This is a genomic window from Streptomyces sp. NPDC051662 (genome assembly GCF_040681655.1).
Classification (GTDB): domain Bacteria; phylum Actinomycetota; class Actinomycetes; order Streptomycetales; family Streptomycetaceae; genus Streptomyces.
Genome location: NZ_JBFAZD010000007.1, coordinates 15400 through 35182, shown reverse-complemented (window position 1 = coordinate 35182; position 19783 = coordinate 15400). Strand labels below are relative to the sequence as shown.

Annotated in this window: 17 protein-coding genes; 11 read left to right on the top strand and 6 right to left on the bottom strand. The window is 69.5% G+C overall.

The window, feature by feature from the left end:
* Nucleotides 1-40 precede the first annotated feature (40 nt).
* Both AB0M67_RS13985 and AB0M67_RS13980 read left to right on the top strand, forming a co-directional pair.
* Nucleotides 41-2476, top strand: coding sequence for a glycoside hydrolase N-terminal domain-containing protein (locus AB0M67_RS13985; protein ID WP_365745799.1), 2436 nt, complete (start codon nucleotides 41-43; stop codon nucleotides 2474-2476).
* A gap of 83 nt (nucleotides 2477-2559) precedes the next feature.
* Nucleotides 2560-3768 (top strand): SGNH/GDSL hydrolase family protein, encoded by a 1209-nt coding sequence (locus AB0M67_RS13980; protein ID WP_365745797.1) that lies wholly within the window; start codon nucleotides 2560-2562, stop codon nucleotides 3766-3768.
* Between the two features lie 114 nt (nucleotides 3769-3882).
* Here the strand turns inward: AB0M67_RS13980 and AB0M67_RS13975 are convergent, their stop codons facing one another.
* The 3 genes from AB0M67_RS13975 to AB0M67_RS13965 form a co-directional block, all read right to left on the bottom strand.
* Nucleotides 3883-5385, bottom strand: a complete 1503-nt coding sequence (locus AB0M67_RS13975; RefSeq protein WP_365745586.1) for a phosphoesterase — start codon at nucleotides 5383-5385, stop codon at nucleotides 3883-3885.
* A gap of 278 nt (nucleotides 5386-5663) precedes the next feature.
* On the bottom strand, nucleotides 5664-5999 hold the full coding sequence (locus AB0M67_RS13970) for an antibiotic biosynthesis monooxygenase (protein WP_365745585.1): 336 nt from the start codon (nucleotides 5997-5999) through the stop codon (nucleotides 5664-5666).
* Between the two features lie 347 nt (nucleotides 6000-6346).
* Nucleotides 6347-6694: a hypothetical protein gene (locus AB0M67_RS13965; RefSeq protein ID WP_365745584.1), complete on the bottom strand. Its 348-nt coding sequence runs from the start codon at nucleotides 6692-6694 to the stop codon at nucleotides 6347-6349.
* Nucleotides 6695-6750: 56 nt separating this feature from the next.
* On the opposite strand from AB0M67_RS13965, the gene AB0M67_RS13960 reads away from it, so the two are divergent.
* The 9 genes from AB0M67_RS13960 to AB0M67_RS13920 all read left to right on the top strand — a co-directional run bounded on the left by AB0M67_RS13960 (nucleotide 6751) and on the right by AB0M67_RS13920 (nucleotide 16732).
* A complete protein-coding gene (locus AB0M67_RS13960; protein ID WP_365745583.1) occupies nucleotides 6751-8127 on the top strand; it encodes a cytochrome P450 in 1377 nt (458 codons plus the stop codon).
* 97 nt (nucleotides 8128-8224) lie between these two features.
* Nucleotides 8225-9283, top strand: a complete 1059-nt coding sequence (locus AB0M67_RS13955) for a hypothetical protein (protein ID WP_365745582.1) — start codon at nucleotides 8225-8227, stop codon at nucleotides 9281-9283.
* Between the two features lie 50 nt (nucleotides 9284-9333).
* Complete coding sequence (locus AB0M67_RS13950; RefSeq protein ID WP_365745581.1) at nucleotides 9334-10548, top strand: cytochrome P450; 1215 nt, start codon at nucleotides 9334-9336, stop codon at nucleotides 10546-10548.
* A gap of 131 nt (nucleotides 10549-10679) precedes the next feature.
* Nucleotides 10680-10907, top strand: coding sequence for a hypothetical protein (locus tag AB0M67_RS13945; protein ID WP_365745580.1), 228 nt, complete (start codon nucleotides 10680-10682; stop codon nucleotides 10905-10907).
* A gap of 377 nt (nucleotides 10908-11284) precedes the next feature.
* A complete protein-coding gene (gene dhaK / locus AB0M67_RS13940; RefSeq protein ID WP_365745579.1) occupies nucleotides 11285-12277 on the top strand; it encodes a dihydroxyacetone kinase subunit DhaK in 993 nt (330 codons plus the stop codon).
* Nucleotides 12278-12377: 100 nt separating this feature from the next.
* On the top strand, nucleotides 12378-13007 hold the full coding sequence (gene dhaL / locus AB0M67_RS13935) for a dihydroxyacetone kinase subunit DhaL (protein ID WP_365745796.1): 630 nt from the start codon (nucleotides 12378-12380) through the stop codon (nucleotides 13005-13007).
* Nucleotides 13004-13414, top strand: a complete 411-nt coding sequence (locus tag AB0M67_RS13930; protein ID WP_365745578.1) for a PTS fructose transporter subunit IIA — start codon at nucleotides 13004-13006, stop codon at nucleotides 13412-13414. The genes dhaL and AB0M67_RS13930 overlap by 4 nt, the downstream gene beginning before the upstream one ends.
* 140 nt (nucleotides 13415-13554) lie before the next feature.
* Entirely contained in the window at nucleotides 13555-14994 is a 1440-nt protein-coding gene (locus AB0M67_RS13925) for an FAD-dependent monooxygenase (protein WP_365745577.1), read from the top strand.
* Nucleotides 14995-15145: 151 nt separating this feature from the next.
* Complete coding sequence (locus tag AB0M67_RS13920; protein ID WP_365745576.1) at nucleotides 15146-16732, top strand: SDR family oxidoreductase; 1587 nt, start codon at nucleotides 15146-15148, stop codon at nucleotides 16730-16732.
* 45 nt (nucleotides 16733-16777) lie between these two features.
* On the opposite strand, the gene AB0M67_RS13915 is transcribed toward AB0M67_RS13920, so the two are convergent.
* The 3 genes from AB0M67_RS13915 to AB0M67_RS13905 all read right to left on the bottom strand — a co-directional run bounded on the left by AB0M67_RS13915 (nucleotide 16778) and on the right by AB0M67_RS13905 (nucleotide 19781).
* Nucleotides 16778-17761, bottom strand: a complete 984-nt coding sequence (locus tag AB0M67_RS13915) for a M56 family metallopeptidase (RefSeq protein WP_365745575.1) — start codon at nucleotides 17759-17761, stop codon at nucleotides 16778-16780.
* 4 nt (nucleotides 17762-17765) lie between these two features.
* Entirely contained in the window at nucleotides 17766-18251 is a 486-nt protein-coding gene (locus AB0M67_RS13910; protein ID WP_365745795.1) for a BlaI/MecI/CopY family transcriptional regulator, read from the bottom strand.
* 228 nt (nucleotides 18252-18479) lie between these two features.
* A complete protein-coding gene (locus AB0M67_RS13905; protein ID WP_365745574.1) occupies nucleotides 18480-19781 on the bottom strand; it encodes a cation:proton antiporter in 1302 nt (433 codons plus the stop codon).
* Nucleotides 19782-19783: the final 2 nt, after the last annotated feature.

Here is a 19783-nt window from a genome sequence, read left to right as displayed (position 1 = left end):
CCTGCGCGTTTCCCCGGATATGGAGTGCACACCCGTGGACATCCCGCACACCCCCTCGTCCTCCCCCGACGACCACCCCAGCGGCAGCCCGAGCCGCAGCCGCAGAGGTTTTCTCGCTCTCACCGCCGCAGGCGCGGCGGCCACCGCACTCGGTGCCCTGCCCGCCTTCACCGCCTCGGCGGCCCCACTCCGCCCCATCGAGTCGCCCCTGCTGTCCCCGGCCAACGCCGCGAGGAACCAGCTGTGGTGGCAGGCCCCCGGCGACACCGGCTCGATGATCGAGCAGGGGCTGCCGGTCGGGAACGGGCGCCTCGGGGCGCTCGCGAGCAACGATCCCGCCGCCGAACTCCTGCTCATCACCGACGCCACCCTGTGGACCGGCGGGCTCAACGACACACTCCAGAGCGACGGTCAATTCCCCTACGGACGTGATGACTTCGGCTCCTTCACCCTTCTCGCCGAACTCACGGTCGCCCTCCCGGACCATGATCTGGGCCGCGTACACAACTACCGCCGGACCCTCGACCTCGCCCAGGGCCTGGTCACCACCTCGTACGACCTCGCCGGGGTCAGCTACCGGCGGCAGATCTTCGCCAGCCGTCCCGATGACGCCATCGTCCTGCACTTCTCCCAGCGCGGCGGAGGCACGTACACCGGCACCATCACCCTCGCCGGCACCCACGGCGAATCCACCAGCGCCAACAGTGCCGAGCGCTACGCGTCGTTCGGCGCCACCTTCGCCAACGGTCTGAAGTACGGCGCGGCCGTCACCGCCCACAGCGGCACCGGCACGGTCCGGGTGCACGGTACGTCGATCACCTTCAGCGGCTGCCAGGACCTCACCGTCGTCGTGAGCGGTGGTACCAACTACGCGCCCGACGCCGCCGCGGGCTTCCGTAACCCTTCGCTGGAACCGGAGCGCCTGGCCAGGACCAAGGTCCTCGACGCGGCCGGCCACTCCGCCAACAGCCTGCTGCGTACCCATGTCGCCGACTTCCGGGCCGTGTTCGGACAGTTCGGCATCGATCTCGGCGCGTCGTCCGCCGCACAGCGCGAACTGGACACCTGGGAGCGGGTGCGGGCGCGCGACCGGGACGGTGTGCCCGACCCGGAACTCGAAGCCGCCTACCTCCAGTTCGGCCGCTACCTGATGATCTCCGGATCGCGGGGCAGCCTGCCGCTCAATCTCCAGGGCCTGTGGCTGGACGGCAACGACCCGGACTGGATGAGCGACTACCACACCGACATCAACATCCAGATGAACTACTGGCTGGCCGACCGGGCGGGGCTGTCCGACTGCTTCGACGCGTTCGCCGACTACTGCCTCGCGCAGCTGCCCTCCTGGACGGACATCACCCAGCGGCTGTTCAACAGTCCGGCCAACAGGTACCGCAACTCCCGCGGCACGATCGCCGGCTGGACGGTGGCCATCTCCACCAACCCGTACGGCGGTGGCGGCTGGTGGTGGCACCCGGCCGGCAACGCCTGGCTCTGCCAGAACCTCTACGAGCACTACGAGTACACCCAGGACCGCGCGTACCTCGACAAGATCTACCCCCTGCTCAAGGGCGCCGTGGAGTTCTGGGAGGCCCGCCTTCTCACGACGACCGTCACCGACGCGTCCGGCGCCTCGCGCGAGGTCCTGATCGCCGACAGCGACTGGTCCCCCGAGCACGGTCCGCTCGACGCCAAGGGCATCACCTATGCCCAGGAACTGGTGTGGAACCTGTTCGACAACTACCGCGCCGCGACCGGGACGCTCGGCAGGGACACCGGCTACGGCAGGACCGTCGACCGGCTGCGGGAGCGGTTGTATCTGCCCGGGGTCAGCCCGAAGACGGGCTGGCTGGAGGAGTGGATGTCGCCGGACAACCTCGGCGAGACCACACACCGGCATCTCTCCCCGCTTGTCGGGCTCTTCCCCGGCGACAGGATCCGCCCCGACGGCTCCACTCCGAAGGAGATCGTCGAGGGCGCGACGGCCCTCCTGGACGCGCGCGGTATGAACAGCTTCGGCTGGGCCAACGCCTGGCGCGGTCTGTGCTGGGCACGGCTCAAGGACGCCGAGAAGGCGTACCAGCTGGTCGTCAACAATCTGAAGCCGTCGGCCGATGGCGGCAACGGCAGCGCCATGAACCTCTTCGACATCTACGAGGTCGAGCAGGGGCGTGGCATCTTCCAGATCGACGCGAACTTCGGCACCGCCGCCGCGATCATCGAGATGCTGGTCTATTCGCGGCCGGGGCACATCGAGCTGCTGCCCGCGCTGCCCACGGCGTGGGCCGCTTCCGGTTCGGTCTCGGGCGTGGGTGTCCGGGGCGGCTTCGTCGCCGACGTCAGCTGGCGGAACGGCAAGGTCACCCGCGCGACGCTGCGGAGTGTGGGCGGCCGTGGCACGGCCCTCGTCGCCGGTGGCACCACGCGCGAGATCAGCCTCAAGCCCGGTGAGTCCCTCACCCTGCGAAACCTCGGATGAGGGACAACCCGGCACACCCCAGGAGCCGATGGATACGGTCCGGGTACCGGCATCGGGCGGTGGGGGTCGTATGCGCGCTGGTCATGGCGGTCCTCGGGCCACTGACCGCGACCCCGGCGGCGCAGTCGGCACAGGCGGCCCCGGCGACTCGGACAGCGCAGGAGGCACAGGTGTCCGGGCGGAACACGCACACCGTGGTGACCTGGGGCGCCGCCGCGGAGAGACAGGGCGCCGGCCCCGCCGACCGCGGCTACCGGCTGATCGTACGCACCAGCGTCGGCGGTACGGACCTGCGTATCCGGCTCTCCAACGCCTTCGGCGACCACCCGGTCACCTTCGCCAGCGCCTACGCGGGGCTGCGGAAACAGGGGGCCGAGCTGGTACGCGGCTCCAACCGGCGGCTGACGTTCGGCGGGGCCGCGTCCGTCACCGTACCCGCGGGTGAGACCGTGCTGAGCGATCCGCTGCCCGGGAGGCTGGCCGCCGAGAGCGATCTCGTCGTCAGCCTGTATGTGACGGGTGCCCAGGGGGCGACGACCGGTCATGGAATGGCCATGCAAACGTCCTACGCGGCGGCCGGTGACCACACCGCGGAGGAGGGCGCGGCCAACTGGAGCGATCCGATGGGCTCGTGGTACTGGCTCGACGCCGTCAGTGTGGAGACGCCCGCGCGGATCGGTGCGGTGGTGACCCTCGGGGACTCCATCACCGATGGATGGGCCTCAAGCACGGACGGGAACCGCCGCTGGCCCGACTATCTGTCCCGGCGACTCCAGGCCGCGTCCGGCGGCACCGTGAAGGGGGTCGCGAACGAGGGCATCTCGGGGAACAAGGTACTCGCGGACGGGGCCGGAGAGTCCGCGCTCAACAGGCTGGAGCGTGATGTGCTCTCCCAGCCCGGGGTCAGCACGGTCTTCCTGTTCGAGGGCATCAATGACATCAAGGCGCACACCGGTGTCACGGCGGACGATCTGATCGCCGGCTATCGGCGGATCATCGACCGGGCGCACACCGCCGGGAAGTGTGTCGTCGGCGCGACCGTCATGCCGTTCAAGGGCTGGTACGAGTACGACGACGAGGCCGAGGCCGTACGCCGGGGTGTCAACGACTGGATCAGGAACAGCGGCGCGTTAGACGCCGTGACGGATTTCGACAGGATCACCCGCAGCCCCTACGACCAGCAGCGGATCCTGCCGTTCTTCGACGGCGGCGACCATCTCCACCCGAACGACAAGGGAATGCAGGCGATGGCCGACGCGGTCGATCTGTCCGCTCTGCGGTGCGCTCGCTGACGTACTCGTCCCGGTGAAGCGCAGGGCCGGACGGCCACGCACCAGCCCGCCGACATGTTCTCGGCGGGCTGGTGGGAGCCAGGCGGGAGCCAGGCGGGATTTGTCAGACAGGACTTAGCGGACCCGGACGAAGACAGGGTTCGAGTAGAACCACAGGTCGTCCCAGGGGCTTTCCTTTCCGTCGGCGAGCGGTTCGGCCTCGTCCGTGCTCGTGCCGCGCACGCGCGCGTAGAGGTCGCTCTCCACATTGCGCAGGGTGTGCCGGATGACGTATTCCTTCCCCTGCTTGCGCCAGTCGCTCGGGCCGAACCGGGCCACCACCTTCGTGGTCGGGTTGGTGTCGGTGTCGAGCGAGGGGCTCGGTCCGGTGATCTGACCCACGATCAGGTCGACACGCCGGACCTCCGGGCGGTCGCCATTGGCGTTCTTGCCCTCCAGCGGCCGGAACCTGATCTCGATCTCAACGTCGGTGCGGTTGCGGCGGCTTACGGTGAGGGTCTCACCCATGGCGGCGTCGTCACCGCGGTTGCTCGCCGTGAGATCGAGACTGGTGATCAGATCCCCGGTCCCGACCCAGATCCGCCCGTTGCGGAGTCCGTCCATGATGTCGGCGTAGTCCTGCCGCGCCAGCACATGGGTCTTGCTGTACTCGCCCGGCCAGAAGTCCGAGCCGCCGCGCGTCCAGTGCACATGCGAGTCCGAGGTCGCGGTGATCCACCAGCGCCGGCCTTCGCCGAGCAGCGCGTCCCAGAGCCCGCCGACGCGCGCGGTCATCTGGTCGAAGCCGCCGTGGGTCGGATAGTTTCCGTAGCCGCCGCGCGCACCACCGTTGAGCGGACCTGCCTGGTGGCCGGGGGCGCCCTCGAAGCCGATGTAGATCTCCGGTGCGGCGTTGTTGCCGTTACGGAACTCCCGCGGGGTGTCCTGCCCGTAGACACCGAGACCGGTCGCCGACCGTGAGGCGTGGTGAGCGATCACCAGCGGCTTGCGCCTCATGTCCTTCGCGGTCTTCAGGAACTCGATCATCTTCGCCTCGGTGTCACGGCCGCCGTCGGTGGGGAAGGCGTCGTACTTGGCGAAGCGGCTCTCCAGCTCGAACAGCTGCTGTGCCTCGTCGCTGTGGTGGGGAATCATCAGCGTGTGGTGGTCCAGAGCCGGTGCGTCGAACTCCATCCCCCAGAACTGGAGCACCCCGGGCACGAGTACGCGCGAGCGCAGAAGATCGGGGTAGGCCTGCTCAAGGTTGACCTTCGAGTGCGTCGGACCGCCGTGGTCGGTGCACATCACCCAACTGAGGCCGAAGTGCTTGGCCATGATCGCGTTGGTGACGATCGGGTAGACGGCGTCGGCACCCTTGTGGAACGTCGGAGGCGTCGTCGACGTGTCGAACTCGCCGCTGTACTCCGAGTGCACATGGTGGTCACCGGCCCGCCATACGCGGTGGCGGGAGTCGTCGGACTTTCCGCGCTCGCGGTCCTCGTCGTCGCTCGCCCATGCCGTACCACCGCCCACCAGCGGGCTCGCGGCCGCCAGCGTCGCCCCGACGCCCGCGAACTTGACCAGTCGGCGCCGCGAGATCGCCGCGAACTCGGGATCTTCGCTGTTCCTGTCCTGCACGATGGGACCTCTCGTTCAAAAGCTCAGGGGGGGCGATCCCCGAGTCTCGGACGACAAACCGAACGCGGCATGAACAGAGGTCGCGACTATCGAGAACAACGGACTCCGGCGCGGTCGGCGAACACGGCGCGGAGGGTGGATTCCTGACCGTCCATCGCCGTGCCCGTCGATCGCCGCCTCCGGGATGTTCGCCGGTTTCCCGTGGTTCCCGTGATTCCCGCCGTACGGCACGGGCGCGGCGAACAGGCGGCCGGTGGCTCCTTGGGGTTCGGGGTGAGTCAGTTGCCGTCAGCGGTCTTGGGGGCGGCTTGTTGCACCACCTCGAAGGACCACAGGGTGGAGCCGGAAGCCGCCGGCTTCTGCTGAGGAGAGCCGTCTCCGCCGCGCTGGTGGGCCGCCTTCATCGGACCCTCCATCCACGCCTGGAAGTCGGCCTCGCTGCGCCAGCGTGTGTAGACGAGGTACTGGTCGGTGCCCTCGACCGGGCGCAGCAGCTCGAACCACTCGAATCCGTCGGAGTTCTCCACCGACCCCGCCCGGGACGCGAAGCGCTTCTCCAGCACCTCACGCTGTTCCGCCGGAACCTGCAACACATTGATCTTGACGATGCTCATGGCTCCATCTTGCCCCAGCGCGTCGGCGCCCAGAGACTGTCGAGCACCCACGAGCTTCTGGAGCACCTGGAAGCGTTGAACACCTCGCGGCGCACGGTCCGCTACACGGTCGGGGCGACACGCGAAGGCCCAGCCGGCGATCACGTGAAACCAACAGGGCGAACCAACAGCCCGGCCATACACTCACGACCGCCGAAAAATCGAGGTTAACACCCCGGCAAGATATGTGAAACAGGCCCGCTCCCCGAAAACACGCCATTTGCCTCTGGGGCAATCTCGCGCCGTAGAGGCACCCTTGCCGCAGGGGAACGGATGTCCTAGAGTAAAAGCGCGTTTAGCACATCCCGTTATTTCTCCGTCATTTCGCGAACCGATACGTGGCTCATATTCTGTTCCGCCGAATTCTGCCCGCTGAACCACCGCTTCGCAATTCCCTGACCTGCGCCTATGAGGGGGCCTGCCGGTCGGCCGCCCACTGGCCCGAGGATGCCTGTCTCTTCGGCCCGGCGCTGCGCGCTGCGGTTCTCCATGCCGCCGCCTCCACTTACTCCGTCGCCGACCGCCGATTCGGCCGACGGAATGAGCACGCCGGACACGGCAATCGCTTCGCGACGCGACGTGATGAACAGTGGCCGTATTTCATGCTCGAACCGTGGCCCGTCTTGCGTGGGCACTGAGAACAGCGAAACAATCACGCGCCCTATCCGAATCGAAAGGCAACTCGATGACCGGAAAAACAGGAACCTCGGCCATGTCGACAGGAGAAATCCCTTTAGCTCCTGGCGGCCTCCCGCTCCTCGGGCATCTCCTGCCGATGCTTCGAGACCCCGTCGATTTCCTCGCATCCCTGCCGGTCCACGGTGACGCGGTTCGCATCCGCCTCGGGACGGCGAGTGTCATCGTCGTGTGCACTCCGGAGCTGACACGCCAAGTCCTCCTGAACGACCGCGTCTTCGACAAGGGCGGACCGATCTTCGACCGGATCCGAGAGGTGGCCGGCAACGGCCTCGGTACCTGCCCGCACAGTGACCACCGGCGACAGCGACGCCTGGTGCAACCGGCGTTCCACCGGGACAGAATGCCCGGATACGCAGAGGTGATGGCCGCGCAGATCCGGTCCGCCACCGACCGATGGCGCACCGATCGGGACCTGGACGTGCTGGCCGAGTTGACGCACCTCACAGCGACAACCTTGGTGGAGACAATGCTTTCAAGTACCTTGTCGCCAACCACCCTCCACGATGCCGTTGAGGATCTCGCGACCGTCATGAGCGGAATCTACCGGCGGACGATCGCACCTCAGCTCAACGTCCTGCCCACCCCCGGTAATCGCCGTTACTTTCGGGCCCGAACCCGTCTGCGCAAGATGCTCAGCGAGATCATCGCTGACCGAAGGAACGACGGGACGGATCGAGGAGACCTGCTGTCGGCGTTGCTCGTCGCCCAGGATACCGACGGCACCGGGCAGGACCAGGGGTTGACCGACACGGAGATCAGCGACCAGGTCATCTCCTTGTTCCTTGCCGGAGCGGAGGCCACCGCCACAGCACTGGCATGGGCTCTGCACCTGGTCGCGATCCACCCCGACATCGAACGGCGTCTGCATGACGAAGTCGACAGAGTCCTGTGCGGGGGATCCGCCACCTTCACACACTTACCCGAGCTTGAAATGACCGGGCGCGTTGTCACCGAAACCCTGCGTCTCTACCCGCCCGTCTGGATGTTCAGCCGTACGGTCACCGCTGATACCCGCCTCGGGGACCACAGCGTTCCAGCGGGGTCGGCGATCATCTTCAGCCCCTATCTCGTACACCACCGCGGCGACTTGTTCGACGAGCCCGACAGCTTCGACCCCGATCGCTGGGACGGCCGGCGACCGCAGCCACCGCGCAATGGGTTCATCCCTTTCGGCAGCGGCGCCCGCAAATGCGTCGGCGACGAGTTCGGAACCAACGAGGTCGTGCTCGCCCTGGCCACTATTACGGCCCGCTGGCGCTTGGTCCCCGCATCGCGCCACGAGGTCCGCCCGGCCGCGGCCCTGGCGCTGACACCGCGTGGACTGCGGATGCGCGTGATCGACCGCGCGGAACCGCTGGTTTCACCTGACGGAGTCCCAAAGGAAAATTAGCTCCGGGAATCCCGCCACCCGCAACACCATCACGTCATCAGGGTTTCGAACATCGATCACTTGTCACTCCTCACCTCATGACACAGGAGGCACTCGCATGAAATCGGCAACGCCGCTGAGTGGAATCGACCTCTCCATGCCCTTCCCCGAGAATGAAGTCGGCGCGACGGTGGAATTGGCGGCAGCGGACATGTGGCAATGGCTGGAACGCTTCGAACTGTGCCCCACGCTTCCGACCATTGACCACCTCCGTCGCACGCGACCCGAAATTATCACGGCACTGTACATCCCGGCGGCCGATGGTGAAACGCTGCCCTACCTCAGCGAATGGATGGCATGGTTCTTCATTGTCGATGACCAGTTCGACCACAGCGGATCCGAGGGGCAGGATGCGCAACGGTGCGCCCGGGACATCGATTCCCTGTTACGGGTCATCGACACCGGAGCGCATTCCGCCCCCGCGCTGAGCAATGGGTTACCGAGGGCGCACGCCGCACTTTCCGATCTATGGCAGCGCTTACCGTCCCACCTCTCACCGAACTGGCGCACGGTGTTCCGTGACCATATTCGCGAATGGCTGTGGAGCGACTATGCGGAAATGGTGGATCGAGCGTCGGAGCGGCTCCCTGCACTCTGGGAATACCGCGAACACAGGCGCGACAATGTCGGTAATTTCATGCTACTCGACCTGTGCGAGATAGCGGCCGGATTCGAAGTCACGGAGCTCACCCGGCGCTTACCCTGCATGATCAATCTGCGAAGGTCGGCAGTCGAGCACACGGGAATTATCAATGACATACGGTCCGTGGAGAAAGAGCGCGCCAACGGCGACCATCGCAACACGGTTCTGCTGATCGAGCAGAATCATCGAATCGCCGTCGATTCCGCGCTCAAGGTGGCCGGCGGTTTCGCCAACGAATGCATCGACCGGATGAACACCGCACGGCGTGAGCTGCCGAGTCAGCTGGCGGCAGCCGGCATCACGGGTGTCGAACGCGGCCGAGCGCTCACGATCGCCGATCACTATCTCTCACTCGTCCGAGGCAACTTCGACTATCACGAGCAAACGGAGCGATTCAATATCGGGCGCTACGATCACCCCGATGAGTTCAAGGAAGGCAATCCCGTTTATCTCGCCGATGTCCTTGGCCGGTGAGAGATCGCTCGATCCTCCCTCCTGTACCCCAATTCCCGAGGAGATCAGCCATGACATCCCCCATTGGCGTACGGTTCGACCCGCTGGGCAAACACCTCCAGGATCCCTACCCCGTCTATGCCGAAGCCAGAAGGTCCAGCCCAGTATTCTTCTCCGAGAAACTCGGCGTCTGGTGCGTCGCCCGTTACGACGACGTTCTCACGGTACTCAAGGACCACGAGACTTTCTCCTCGGCGGAGACCCTCCCCCGACCGAAAGGCATGCCCGAGAATGTCGAGCGGTTCCTGGACTGGTACTACGACGACTTCCCGCCGCTGGCCCTCTCGGATCCGCCTGTCCACTCCAAGAGCCGTGCTGTCGCGGCCCAGGGCTTCCGGCCCCGTGTCATCGCGAACTTCGAGCCGACCATCCGGCGGATCACCGCTGAGCATCTGGACAAGGTCGCCGGAAGGGCCGAGTTCGATCTCGTCACCGAATTCGCTTTCCCGCTCATCTCGTCCGTGGTCCTGGAACTCGTCGGAATCCCGAAGGCCGACCATGTGGATTTCATCGAGTGGAACCGAAAGCTTCTCACGGTCCTCGTCGGTTCACACGCGGTCGACGAGCCGACGCTGATCCAGTACGGCCGGGATCTGGAGGACTGGCGCGGCTATGTCCGGAAGATCATCGAAGAACGTCTCACCGACCCCCGCGATGACCTCATCAGTCTCTTCGCCCACAGCGACGTCCGCGGGCACCGGGTGCAGGGCGACGAAGTCACGGCCCTCGTCATGGCGATGCTCGCGGCAGGTGTGGAGACCACCGCCGCGGCCCTCTCCAACAGCGTCGAGATTCTGCTGCGCCAGGACGAGTGGGCCTCGCTCGACGACAACCCCGATGAACTCATCGCGGAATGTATACGGCTCAACAGCTCGCTGGCGTGGATCACACGTGTCGCGCTCCGTGACACCGAGATCGCCGGGCAATCGATCCGCTCCGGCGACATGGTCTCGCTCCTGTGGAACTCCGCATGCCATGACGAGGATCATTACCCGGAGCCGACAGCCTTCCGCCCCGCCCGGTCGCGCGACACCCAAGAGCTGGCTTTCGGCCACGGCATCCACTACTGCGTCGGCGCCCCCCTCTCCCGAATCGAGCTGCGCGTCGCGCTGACCATGCTTCGCGAACGGTTCCCCAACCTGCGGCTGGTCTCCCGCGAGCCCTCCCTCTACCGGCCGGTGGCGACCTTCCGCGTGCTGGACAGCCTCCTCGTGACAGCGAAGTGACAGCGAAACCAGCGCGGCCGGAGGGCCGGCCCGAGCGATGATGCCGAGTTCCGCGAGAGGGAGAGACCCCGCGGATCTTTCCCCCGAAGTGTGAACGCCAACCGGCTGACGGGACCCGTGCCGGGGTCCTGGTGCACCTCGCGATCGCGATCGTGCCGGGGGCGGCGAACTCCTCGGAGGCCGAGCAACGCCGGCTGCGTCAGCGGCCGTTGTTCGGGCTCGCGGCCTCGGACTCCACCGCCCGGCGCACGCCGGCCGCGCTCGGCGAGGCCACCCTGGTGAAGATCGCGAAGACGCGGGCGAGGGTGCGCCGGCATGTGTGGAGTCTGCCGCGTCTGCGGCCGGGAGGCTTCCCGTGACCGCTCGCCCCGGCCCACGGTGGAGACGGCGGCCGACCGCGCTCAGGGCCCCAGCTGCGCGGTGACTGGGCGCAACGGCCAACGAAGTGCCGTCTGGACGCTCCCGGGTAGGACACCTCTCGGCCACGAGCACGTCGTATGCCGTGCCACTTGGCCGGGTCCGATCGATACTGGAGTCGGGCGGCAGACCGCCCCGCCGGACCACCTGAGAGGGAGCTGATGATGTGTCAGAGAAGTCGGCATGAGGTCGGCAGCAGTACCGCCGGACCCCGCTTCGAAGCGCCGGCCCCCGCCAAGATCACTAAGCGCTCACACACATCTTGACCTGCAAAAACGCTGGTCAGAGGCCCATCAGCTAGCCCACCTGGGAGATACCGTTGAAGATGCTCATCAATGTGCCGGAGACGGTCGTCGCGGACGCCCTGCGAGGTATGGCCGCCGCGCATCCCGGGCTCTCCGTCGATGTGGACAACCGTGTGGTGGTACGGGGCGACGCGCCCGTCGCGGGGAAGGTGGGGCTCGTGTCCGGGGGCGGGTCCGGGCATGAGCCGTTGCACGCCGGGTTCGTCGGGCCCGGAATGCTCTCCGCCGCCTGTCCCGGTGAGGTGTTCACCTCTCCCGTGCCCGATCAGATGGTGCGGGCCGCCGCCGCGGTCGACAGCGGGGCCGGGGTGCTGTTCATCGTCAAGAACTACACCGGGGACGTCCTGAACTTCGACATGGCCGCCGAGCTGGCCGAGGACGAGGGTGTGCAGATCGCGAAGGTGCTGGTCAACGATGATGTGGCGGTGACCGACAGCCTGTTCACGGCGGGCCGGCGCGGTACGGGCGCCACCTTGTTCGTCGAGAAGATGGCCGGGGCCGCGGCCGAGGAGGGGCAGCCGCTGGAGCGGGTCGAGGCGATCGGCCGGCGGGTGAACGAGAGCGCGCGGAGCTTCGGTGTCGCCCTGACCGCCGTCAGCACACCCGCCAAGGGCAGCCCGACCTTCGACCTGCCCGAGGGCGAGCTGGAGCTGGGCATCGGAATCCATGGCGAGCCCGGCCGTGAGCGGCGCGCGATGATGACCTCGCACGAGATCGCGGACTTCGCCGTGAACGCGGTGCTGGAGGATCTGCGGCCGTCGGCCCCGGTGATCGCTCTGGTCAATGGCATGGGCGGCACACCGCTGCTGGAGCTGTACGGATTCAACGCCGAGGTCCAGCGGGTGCTGGCCGAGCGTGGCGTGGCGGTGGCCCGTACTCTCGTCGGCAACTATGTGACCTCGCTCGACATGGCAGGCTGCTCGGTGACTCTCTGCCAGGTCGACGAGGAGCTGCTGCGGCTGTGGGACGCGCCGGTCGAGACCGCCGCGCTCCGCTGGGGCCGCTGAGTACCGACGGGAATCCGGCACGGCAGGGACGGACAGCAGGGTCGGCAGGGAACGACCCACGGGGTGAGGAGATCACGTGACCGATCAGAATCCCGGCCCGGTGCTCGACACCGGCTTCTTCCGCGGCTGGCTGACCGCGACGGCCGCCGCGGTGGAGCGTGCGGCGGACCGGCTCACCGAGTTGGACTCGGCCATCGGCGACGCGGACCACGGCACCAATATGCAGCGCGGTTTCCGGGCGGTCGTGACCGTACTGGAGAAGGAGAATCCGGCCGGTCCGGGTGACGTACTGACGCTGGCGGGACGCCGGCTCATCTCCACGGTGGGCGGTGCGTCGGGGCCGCTGTACGGGACGCTGCTACGGCGTACGGGCAAGGCACTCGGCGATGCCACCGAGGTGACGTCCGCGCAGCTGACCGAGGCGCTGCGGGCCGGGGTGGCGGCGGTGGCCCAGCTGGGCGGGGCCAAGGCCGGCGACAAGACGATGCTCGACGCGCTGGAGCCGGCGGTCGAGGCGCTGGGCATCTCGTTCGCGGCGGCGGCGGAAGCGGCGGAGCAAGGGGCTCTGGCGACCGTACCGCTCCAGGCGCGCAAGGGCAGGGCGAGCTATCTGGGCGAGCGAAGCATCGGGCACCAGGATCCGGGGGCCACCTCCTCCGCCCTGCTGATCGGCGCACTCGCGGAAACGGCGGCGGGGACAGGGGCGGGGACGGCGGGGGCGACGGAATGAGTATCGAGGCGCCGGTGGGCATCGTGCTGGTGTCGCACAGCGGACCGGTCGCCATGGCCGTCGCCGCACTGGCGCGGGGGCTGGCGGGCGGCGGTGCGACCGCCCCGGTGGCCGCCGCGGGCGGCACCCCGGACGGCGGGCTCGGCACCAGCTCCGAGCTGATCGTGGCCGCCGCCGCCGAGGTGGACCGGGGGGCCGGGATCGCGATCCTGGTGGACCTCGGCAGCGCCGTGCTGACGGTGAAGTCGCTGCTCGCCGAGGGGGACGAACTGCCGGAGGGCGCCCGGCTGGTGGACGCGCCGTTCGTGGAGGGCGCGGTGGCCGCGATGGTCACCGCCTCGGCGGGCGGCGATCTGGACGCGGTATCGGCCGCGGCGGCGGAGGCGTACCAGTACCGCAAGGAATGACCCGCGACGCCTGGCGGATAAAGCGTTGAAAACGGCGCATAGTCGTCGTGATCCACGCATCACCTCACAGGAATACTGAACCCTCACGGATCGGCGGCGTCGGCAGCCCGTCGGCGTCGGCATGACCCGGAGGGACCAGCATGGTGAACGCGGCGGACGTGGAGAGGGACCCGGCCGACGGGACCGGACCGACCGGCTCCACGGACCGCGGGACCCGCCATGCCGTGGTCGTCGGCGGGAGCATCGCGGCCCTGCTGACGGCCCGAACGCTCAGCGCCCACGCGGACCGGGTGACCCTCGTCGAACGCGACCGCTTGCCCGAAGGCCCGGAGCCCCGGGCGGGCGTCCCGCAGAGCCGTCATCTCCATGTCCTGCTGGAAGGCGGCCGGCACGCGCTGGAGGAGCTGCTTCCCGGAATCGTGGCCGAACTGCGCGAGCAGGGCGCGCCCCGGATCGGGATGCCGGGCGACCTGGCGCAGTGGCAGAACGGGCGCTTCTACCGCCGTACCGCCTCCAGCGTCCACCTCCTCACCGGCACCCGGCCCGTACTGGAGTGGCTCGTGCGGCGCCGGGTCCTGGCCGATCCCCGGATCACACTCCTGGAGGGCACGGAGGTCGTGGGGCTGATCGGCGACGCGGCCCGCGTCCGGGGCGTACGGCTCCGCGGGCGCGGGGCCCGCCGCCGTCTCGGCGTACGGTCGCTGACCGCCGATCTGGTCGTGGACGCCTCGGGACGTACCACCCACGCGCCCGACTGGCTGGCCGGGATCGGCGCCGAGCCCGCGCACGAGGAGACGCTCGACTCCGGACTCGCCTACGCGTCCCGGCTCTATCACGCGCCGGAATCCACCGACGGGACCGACTGTCCCGGCTACTACTTCGTCCCGGGCCGTGACCAGCCCTACGGCGCGGTCGCCCTGCCCGTCGAGAACGGTCGCTATCTCGTCACGCTCAGCGGACTGCGCGGCTGCGAACCGCCCTCGGACGAGGCCGCGTTCACCGAGTTCACGGCCCTGCTCCCCCATCCGGTGCTGCACGACTGGCTGTTGAAGGCGCGGCCCGACTCGGCCGTGCACGCGTTCCGCTCGACGGCCAGTGTCCGGCGACGCTATGACCTCCGCGGGCGCAGGCCGGCCGGGTTCCTCGCCATCGGCGACGCTCTGTGCTCCTTCAATCCGGTGTACGGGCAGGGCATGACGGTCGCCGCGCTCGGCGCGCTCGCACTGCGTGACGCGCTCGCCGACCCTCGCCGGGCGCCGACGACCCGGCGCGTACAGCGGGCGCTGCTCGGGGCCGCGCGGCAGTCCTGGGACATCGCGTCCGGCGCCGACAGGGAGTTGCCCGGGGCGATCGGCAACGTGGCGCGGACGCGGCTGGCGGACCGTCCCGGCGCCTGGTACGTCGCACGGGTGCTGGACCGCGCTCCCGGCGATCCGGTGGTCGGAGCGGCGTTCCGTGCCGCGTGCGCGCTGACCGCGCCGGTCAGCGGGCTCTTCGCGCCGCGGGTGGCGCGCGCGGTGCTGTTCGGGCCTCCCCTGCCGGCACCGACGGATCCGCCGCGGAGGCCGGAGAGGGCATGAGCGCGCGAGGTACTGCCACCTCGCGCGCCTCGCCCGCCCCGCCACCTCGCGCGCCTCACGCGCCTCGCCGCCTTGCCGATCGCCCGTTCCGGGCACAGGCTCACTCCTGAGGAACCTGAGACACCCCGAACGGGATCCCTGGGAGTGGCACATGACATCGGACGAATCGGACCTCCCGGCCGCTTCGGCCGCTTCAGCCCTTTCGGCCCCTCCGGAGCGGGCGCGCTGTCTGGTCACCGGGGCCACGGGATACCTCGGCGGCCGGCTGGTGCCCGAGCTGCTGGACGCCGGCCATACGGTGCGCTGTCTGGCCCGGTCGCCGGAGAAGCTGCGTGACCATCCCTGGGCCGGCCGCGCCGAAGTGGTACGGGGCGATGTGACGGACCCCGCGTCGGTCGGGGCGGCCCTGGACGGCATCGAGGTGGCGTACTACCTGGTGCACGCGCTGGGTACGGGGCGGGACTTCGCGGCCACGGACCGCCGGGCCGCCGAGATCTTCGCGGCACGGGCCAGGGCCGCGGGCGTACGGCGCGTCATCTATCTCGGTGGGCTCACCCCGGCGGGGGTCCCGGAGCGTGAACTCTCGCCGCATCTGCGCTCGCGCGCCGAGGTCGGCCGTGTCCTCCTCGGCTCCGGAGTGCCGACCGTGGTGCTGCGCGCGGCGGTCATCATCGGCTCGGGGTCCGCCTCGTTCGAGATGCTGCGCTATCTGACGGAGCGGCTGCCGGTGATGGTGACGCCGAGCTGGGTGCGTACAGCCATCCAGCCGATCGCGGTCCGCGATGTGCTGCGCCTTCTCGTGGGCTGCGCGCGGCTGCCCGCCGAGGTCTGCCGGGCCTTCGACATCGGCGGCCCCGACGTACTGACGTACCGGGACATGATGCGCCGGTACGCGGCGGTGGCCGGGCTGCCCCGACGGCTCATCCTTCCGGTGCCCGTCCTGACACCGGGGCTGTCCAGCCACTGGATCGGTCTGGTGACACCGGTCCCCCGTTCGATCGCCCGGCCGCTGGCGGAGTCCCTGCGCCATGAGGTCGTCTGCCGCGAACGGGACATCACGCGGTACATCCCCGATCCCCCGGAAGGTCAGATCCCGTTCGACCGCGCGGTCGAACTGGCCCTGCGGCGCGTCCAGGACGCCCAGGTGACCACTCGCTGGTCGTCCGCCTCCGTACCGGGTGCGCCGAGCGATCCGCTGCCCACCGACCCGGACTGGGCGGGCGGCAGCCTCTACACCGACCGCCGCGCTCTGACCGTGCGCGCGTCGGGCGCGTCGCTGTGGCGCGTGATCGAGGGCATCGGCGGTGACAACGGCTGGTACTCCTTCCCACTGGCCTGGGCGGTACGTGGCTGGCTCGACCGGTTCGTCGGCGGGGTCGGACTGCGCCGGGGCAGACGCGATGCCGCGCGGCTACGGGTCGGTGACTCGCTGGACTTCTGGCGGGTGGAGGAGATCGAGCCGGGCCGGCTGCTGCGGCTGCGCGCGGAGATGCGGCTGCCGGGGCTCGCCTGGCTGGAACTGCGCGCGGACCGGGACGGTCAGGGCCGTACGGTGTTCCGGCAGCGGGCGCTGTTCCATCCGCGGGGGCTGCTGGGCCACGCGTACTGGTGGAGCGTCTCGCCGTTCCACGCGGTGGTGTTCGGCGGGATGGCCCGCAATATCGCGCGGGCGGCGGAGGCCCATGAAGCGGCCGGGGCCGAGGCCGGAGCGGGAACCGGCGAGCCCGCCCGGACCTGACCACCATCGGGCCGGGGGGCGTGTCCGGGCCCGGGGGCGCGCGGATCAGAGGGGCGTGGCCGCCTTCAGTACGAGGAAGAGCGTGACGGTCGCGTTCGCCGAGGACAGAGCGGAGCCGAGCGTGCCGGCAGCCGCCGCCCAGACCGCGAGCCCGACCGCCGTGAACATCGGTGGCCAGCGGACGGCGGAGGGCTCGGGCCCCAGCAGCGCCGCCACCCTGCGCGGGACCGGCCCCGGCCCCGGCACCGACGCGGCGAAACCGGCCAGAGTCGGCGTGGGGGTCGCCCGGGAGATCAGCGCGGCCTTGCCGATGGCGCGGGCCACGACCGTACGCTCGCCGGTGACCTTGGCCGCCTCCTCGTCCGCCCAGCGTTCGGTGGTGTACGCGACCGCCGATCTGAGCGGCCGGAGCAGCGGATTGGCCCGCGCGGCGAGCCGTACCGCCAGCAGGAACCGGTGGTGCCGACCGGTGAGATGCGCGTGCTCGTGCGCGATCAGGGCGGTACGTTCCTGGTCGTCCAGGCACGCGAGCATGGCGGTGGAGACCACGATCCGCCCCCGCGCGGCGACGCCGGAACCGGCGGCGGACCCTGTCGACGCACCGGAGCCGGGCAGCGCGTAGGCGTACGGCGCGTCGTCGGTCAGCACGGCGAGTTCACCGTCGGGCAGTCCGGCCAGCGCGCGGTGCGCGCGGCGGCGTACGCGCCGGTGGCGCCCGGCGGCGGCCGCACAGGCGACGGCGACCCCGGCGAGGGCGACGATGGCCGCCTTGCCCGCCACCTCGTCGTACGGGACCGCCTCCCTGACCTCCGGGTCCGACCAGGCGTCCGGCAGGGGGTTGCCGGGCAGCTGCGCCGTACCGACCACCACCAGCAGCCCCAGACAGAGGGTGCTGCACAGCGCGAGGACTCCGGCCAGCGCCGACAGCAGCCGGGTGGCGACACGGGGATGGAGATGGACTTCGGCCAGGCGCGCGATCGGCACCGCGGTCAGCGGCAGCACAAGCGGCAGAAAGACGAACAACCCCATTCCGTCAGGCCCCCGCCCCATCCTCGGGCACGTCCCTGGAATCGGCATCGGCGCCGGGGCCGGGGCCGGGGCCGGGGCCGGGGCCGGGGCCGATGTCAGGACCGTCCTCCGGCAGGACGAGAAGGTCGCGCAGCAGCCGTTCGTCGTCCGGCGAGAGCGCGGTGACAAACCGCGCCAGTACCGCCTCGCGGTCCGCCTCCCCGTCGAGCACCTTGCGCATCCGGAGTGCGGCGAGCCCCGCCTCGTCCGAGGCGGCGCGCCATTCGAAGGAGCGGCCCGCGCGCTCCCGCGTCACCGCGCGCTTGGCCTGGAGCCGGGTCAGGATGGTCATCACGGTCGTGTACGCGAGTGTCCCGCCGATCCTGTCCTGCACCCAGGCGGCCGTGACGGGCCCCGGCGCCTGCCGCAACGCGGCGAGTACCTGGGCCTCCAGCTCGCCCTGGCCGCGCCGGCAGGGACGTTCGTCCGGACTGCCGTGCACCCTCACGATGTCTCCCTCCCGCCGCGCCGCCACATCACGGGGGCAGGTCGTACATGCTACTGAGCCCGGCGCCCCCCGCGCTCACGCGAGGCACACTCCCGAAATCCTTCTACAGTCCTGTAGATTTAAGTACGGATCACAGGACGAGGGCGCGCGTCCTGTGATCCGTTCCCGCCGGAGCCCGCAAGGGCTCACACCGGTGGGCCCGCGCAGAGCGGGGCCCGGACCGATCCGGGCTCAGGGGTGGCTGGGCGCCGCGTCATTCGCTTCCGTGGCGGGCGGTTCCGCTACGGACGACTCCGCCGCGAGCGGTTCCGCTCCGGCCGAGACGGTCATCTCCGGCGACGCGGAGGCGGCGGCAGCCGCCGGCGCGGGCGAGGCCGGCGCGGGCTTGCGTGTGAGACGGCGGGCCAGGGGCTCCGTCCAGCGGGCCGCCAGCGGCCCGAGGATCACCAGAATGAGTACGTACGCGGTGGCCAGCGGCCCGATCCGCGGCTCCACCCCGACCGCCAGTCCGGCGATGACGATGGAGAACTCGCCACGCGCCACCAGCGTGCCACCGGTGCGCCAGCGACCGGCGGTCCGCACTCCGGCCCGCTTGGCCGCGTACCAGCCGGTGCCGATCTTCGTCAGGGTGGTGACGGTCGCCAGGATGAGGGCCGGTACGAGAACCGGCGGAATGGCGGCCGGATCGGTGTTCAGACCGAAGAAGACGAAGAAGACGGCGGCGAACAGATCGCGCAGCGGGGCGAGCAGGTTGTGCGCGCCCTCGGCGACCTCGCCGGAGAGCGCGATACCGACGAGGAACGCGCCGACGGCGGCGGAGACCTGGAGCTCCTGGGCGACTCCGGCGACCAGGACCGTGAGACCGAGGACGACCAGGAGCAGCATCTCCGGGTTGTCGGAGGAGACCGCGCGGCTGATCAGCCGGCCGTGACGCAGCGCCAGATAGAGGACGGCGCCGACCGTGCCGAGCGAGATCAGCAGCGTGAGACTCCCGCCCGCGAGGCTGAGTCCGGCGAGCAGCGCCGTGAGAAGCGGCAGATAGACGGCCATGGCGAGGTCTTCTATGACCAGGACCCCGAGGATCACGGGTGTTTCGCGGTTGCCGAGCCGGCCGAGATCGCCGAGGACCTTGGCGATCACCCCGGAGGAGGAGATCCAGGTCACCCCGGCCAGGGCCACCGCGGCGACCGGCCCCCAGCCCAGGATCAGCGCGGCGGCGGCGCCCGGTACGGCGTTCAGTACGAAGTCGACGATGCCGGAGGGGTATTGGGTCTTGAGGTTCGAGACGAGTTCGGAGGCGCTGTACTCCAGCCCCAGCAGGAGCAGCAGCAGGATGACGCCGATCTCCGCGCCGGTCGCGACGAACTCCTCGCTCGCGTTGAGCGGAAGCAGCCCGCCGTGGCCGAAGGCGAGCCCGGCGAGCAGATAGAGCGGAATGGCGGAGAAGCCCACCCGGCCCGCGAGCCGGCCGAGTATCCCGAGGCCCAGGATGATGGCCCCGAGTTCGATGAGCAGTGCGGTGGTGTCGTGCACGG

Coding starts and splice junctions, on each gene's coding strand:
- AB0M67_RS13980 (WP_365745797.1), top strand. CDS start 2,560: ATGGCGGTCCTCGGGCCACTGACCGCGACCCCGGCGGCGCAGTCGGCA.
- AB0M67_RS13970 (WP_365745585.1), bottom strand. CDS start 5,999: ATGAGCATCGTCAAGATCAATGTGTTGCAGGTTCCGGCGGAACAGCGT.
- AB0M67_RS13960 (WP_365745583.1), top strand. CDS start 6,751: ATGTCGACAGGAGAAATCCCTTTAGCTCCTGGCGGCCTCCCGCTCCTC.
- AB0M67_RS13955 (WP_365745582.1), top strand. CDS start 8,225: ATGAAATCGGCAACGCCGCTGAGTGGAATCGACCTCTCCATGCCCTTC.
- AB0M67_RS13950 (WP_365745581.1), top strand. CDS start 9,334: ATGACATCCCCCATTGGCGTACGGTTCGACCCGCTGGGCAAACACCTC.
- AB0M67_RS13930 (WP_365745578.1), top strand. CDS start 13,004: ATGAGTATCGAGGCGCCGGTGGGCATCGTGCTGGTGTCGCACAGCGGA.
- AB0M67_RS13925 (WP_365745577.1), top strand. CDS start 13,555: ATGGTGAACGCGGCGGACGTGGAGAGGGACCCGGCCGACGGGACCGGA.
- AB0M67_RS13920 (WP_365745576.1), top strand. CDS start 15,146: ATGACATCGGACGAATCGGACCTCCCGGCCGCTTCGGCCGCTTCAGCC.
- AB0M67_RS13915 (WP_365745575.1), bottom strand. CDS start 17,761: ATGGGGTTGTTCGTCTTTCTGCCGCTTGTGCTGCCGCTGACCGCGGTG.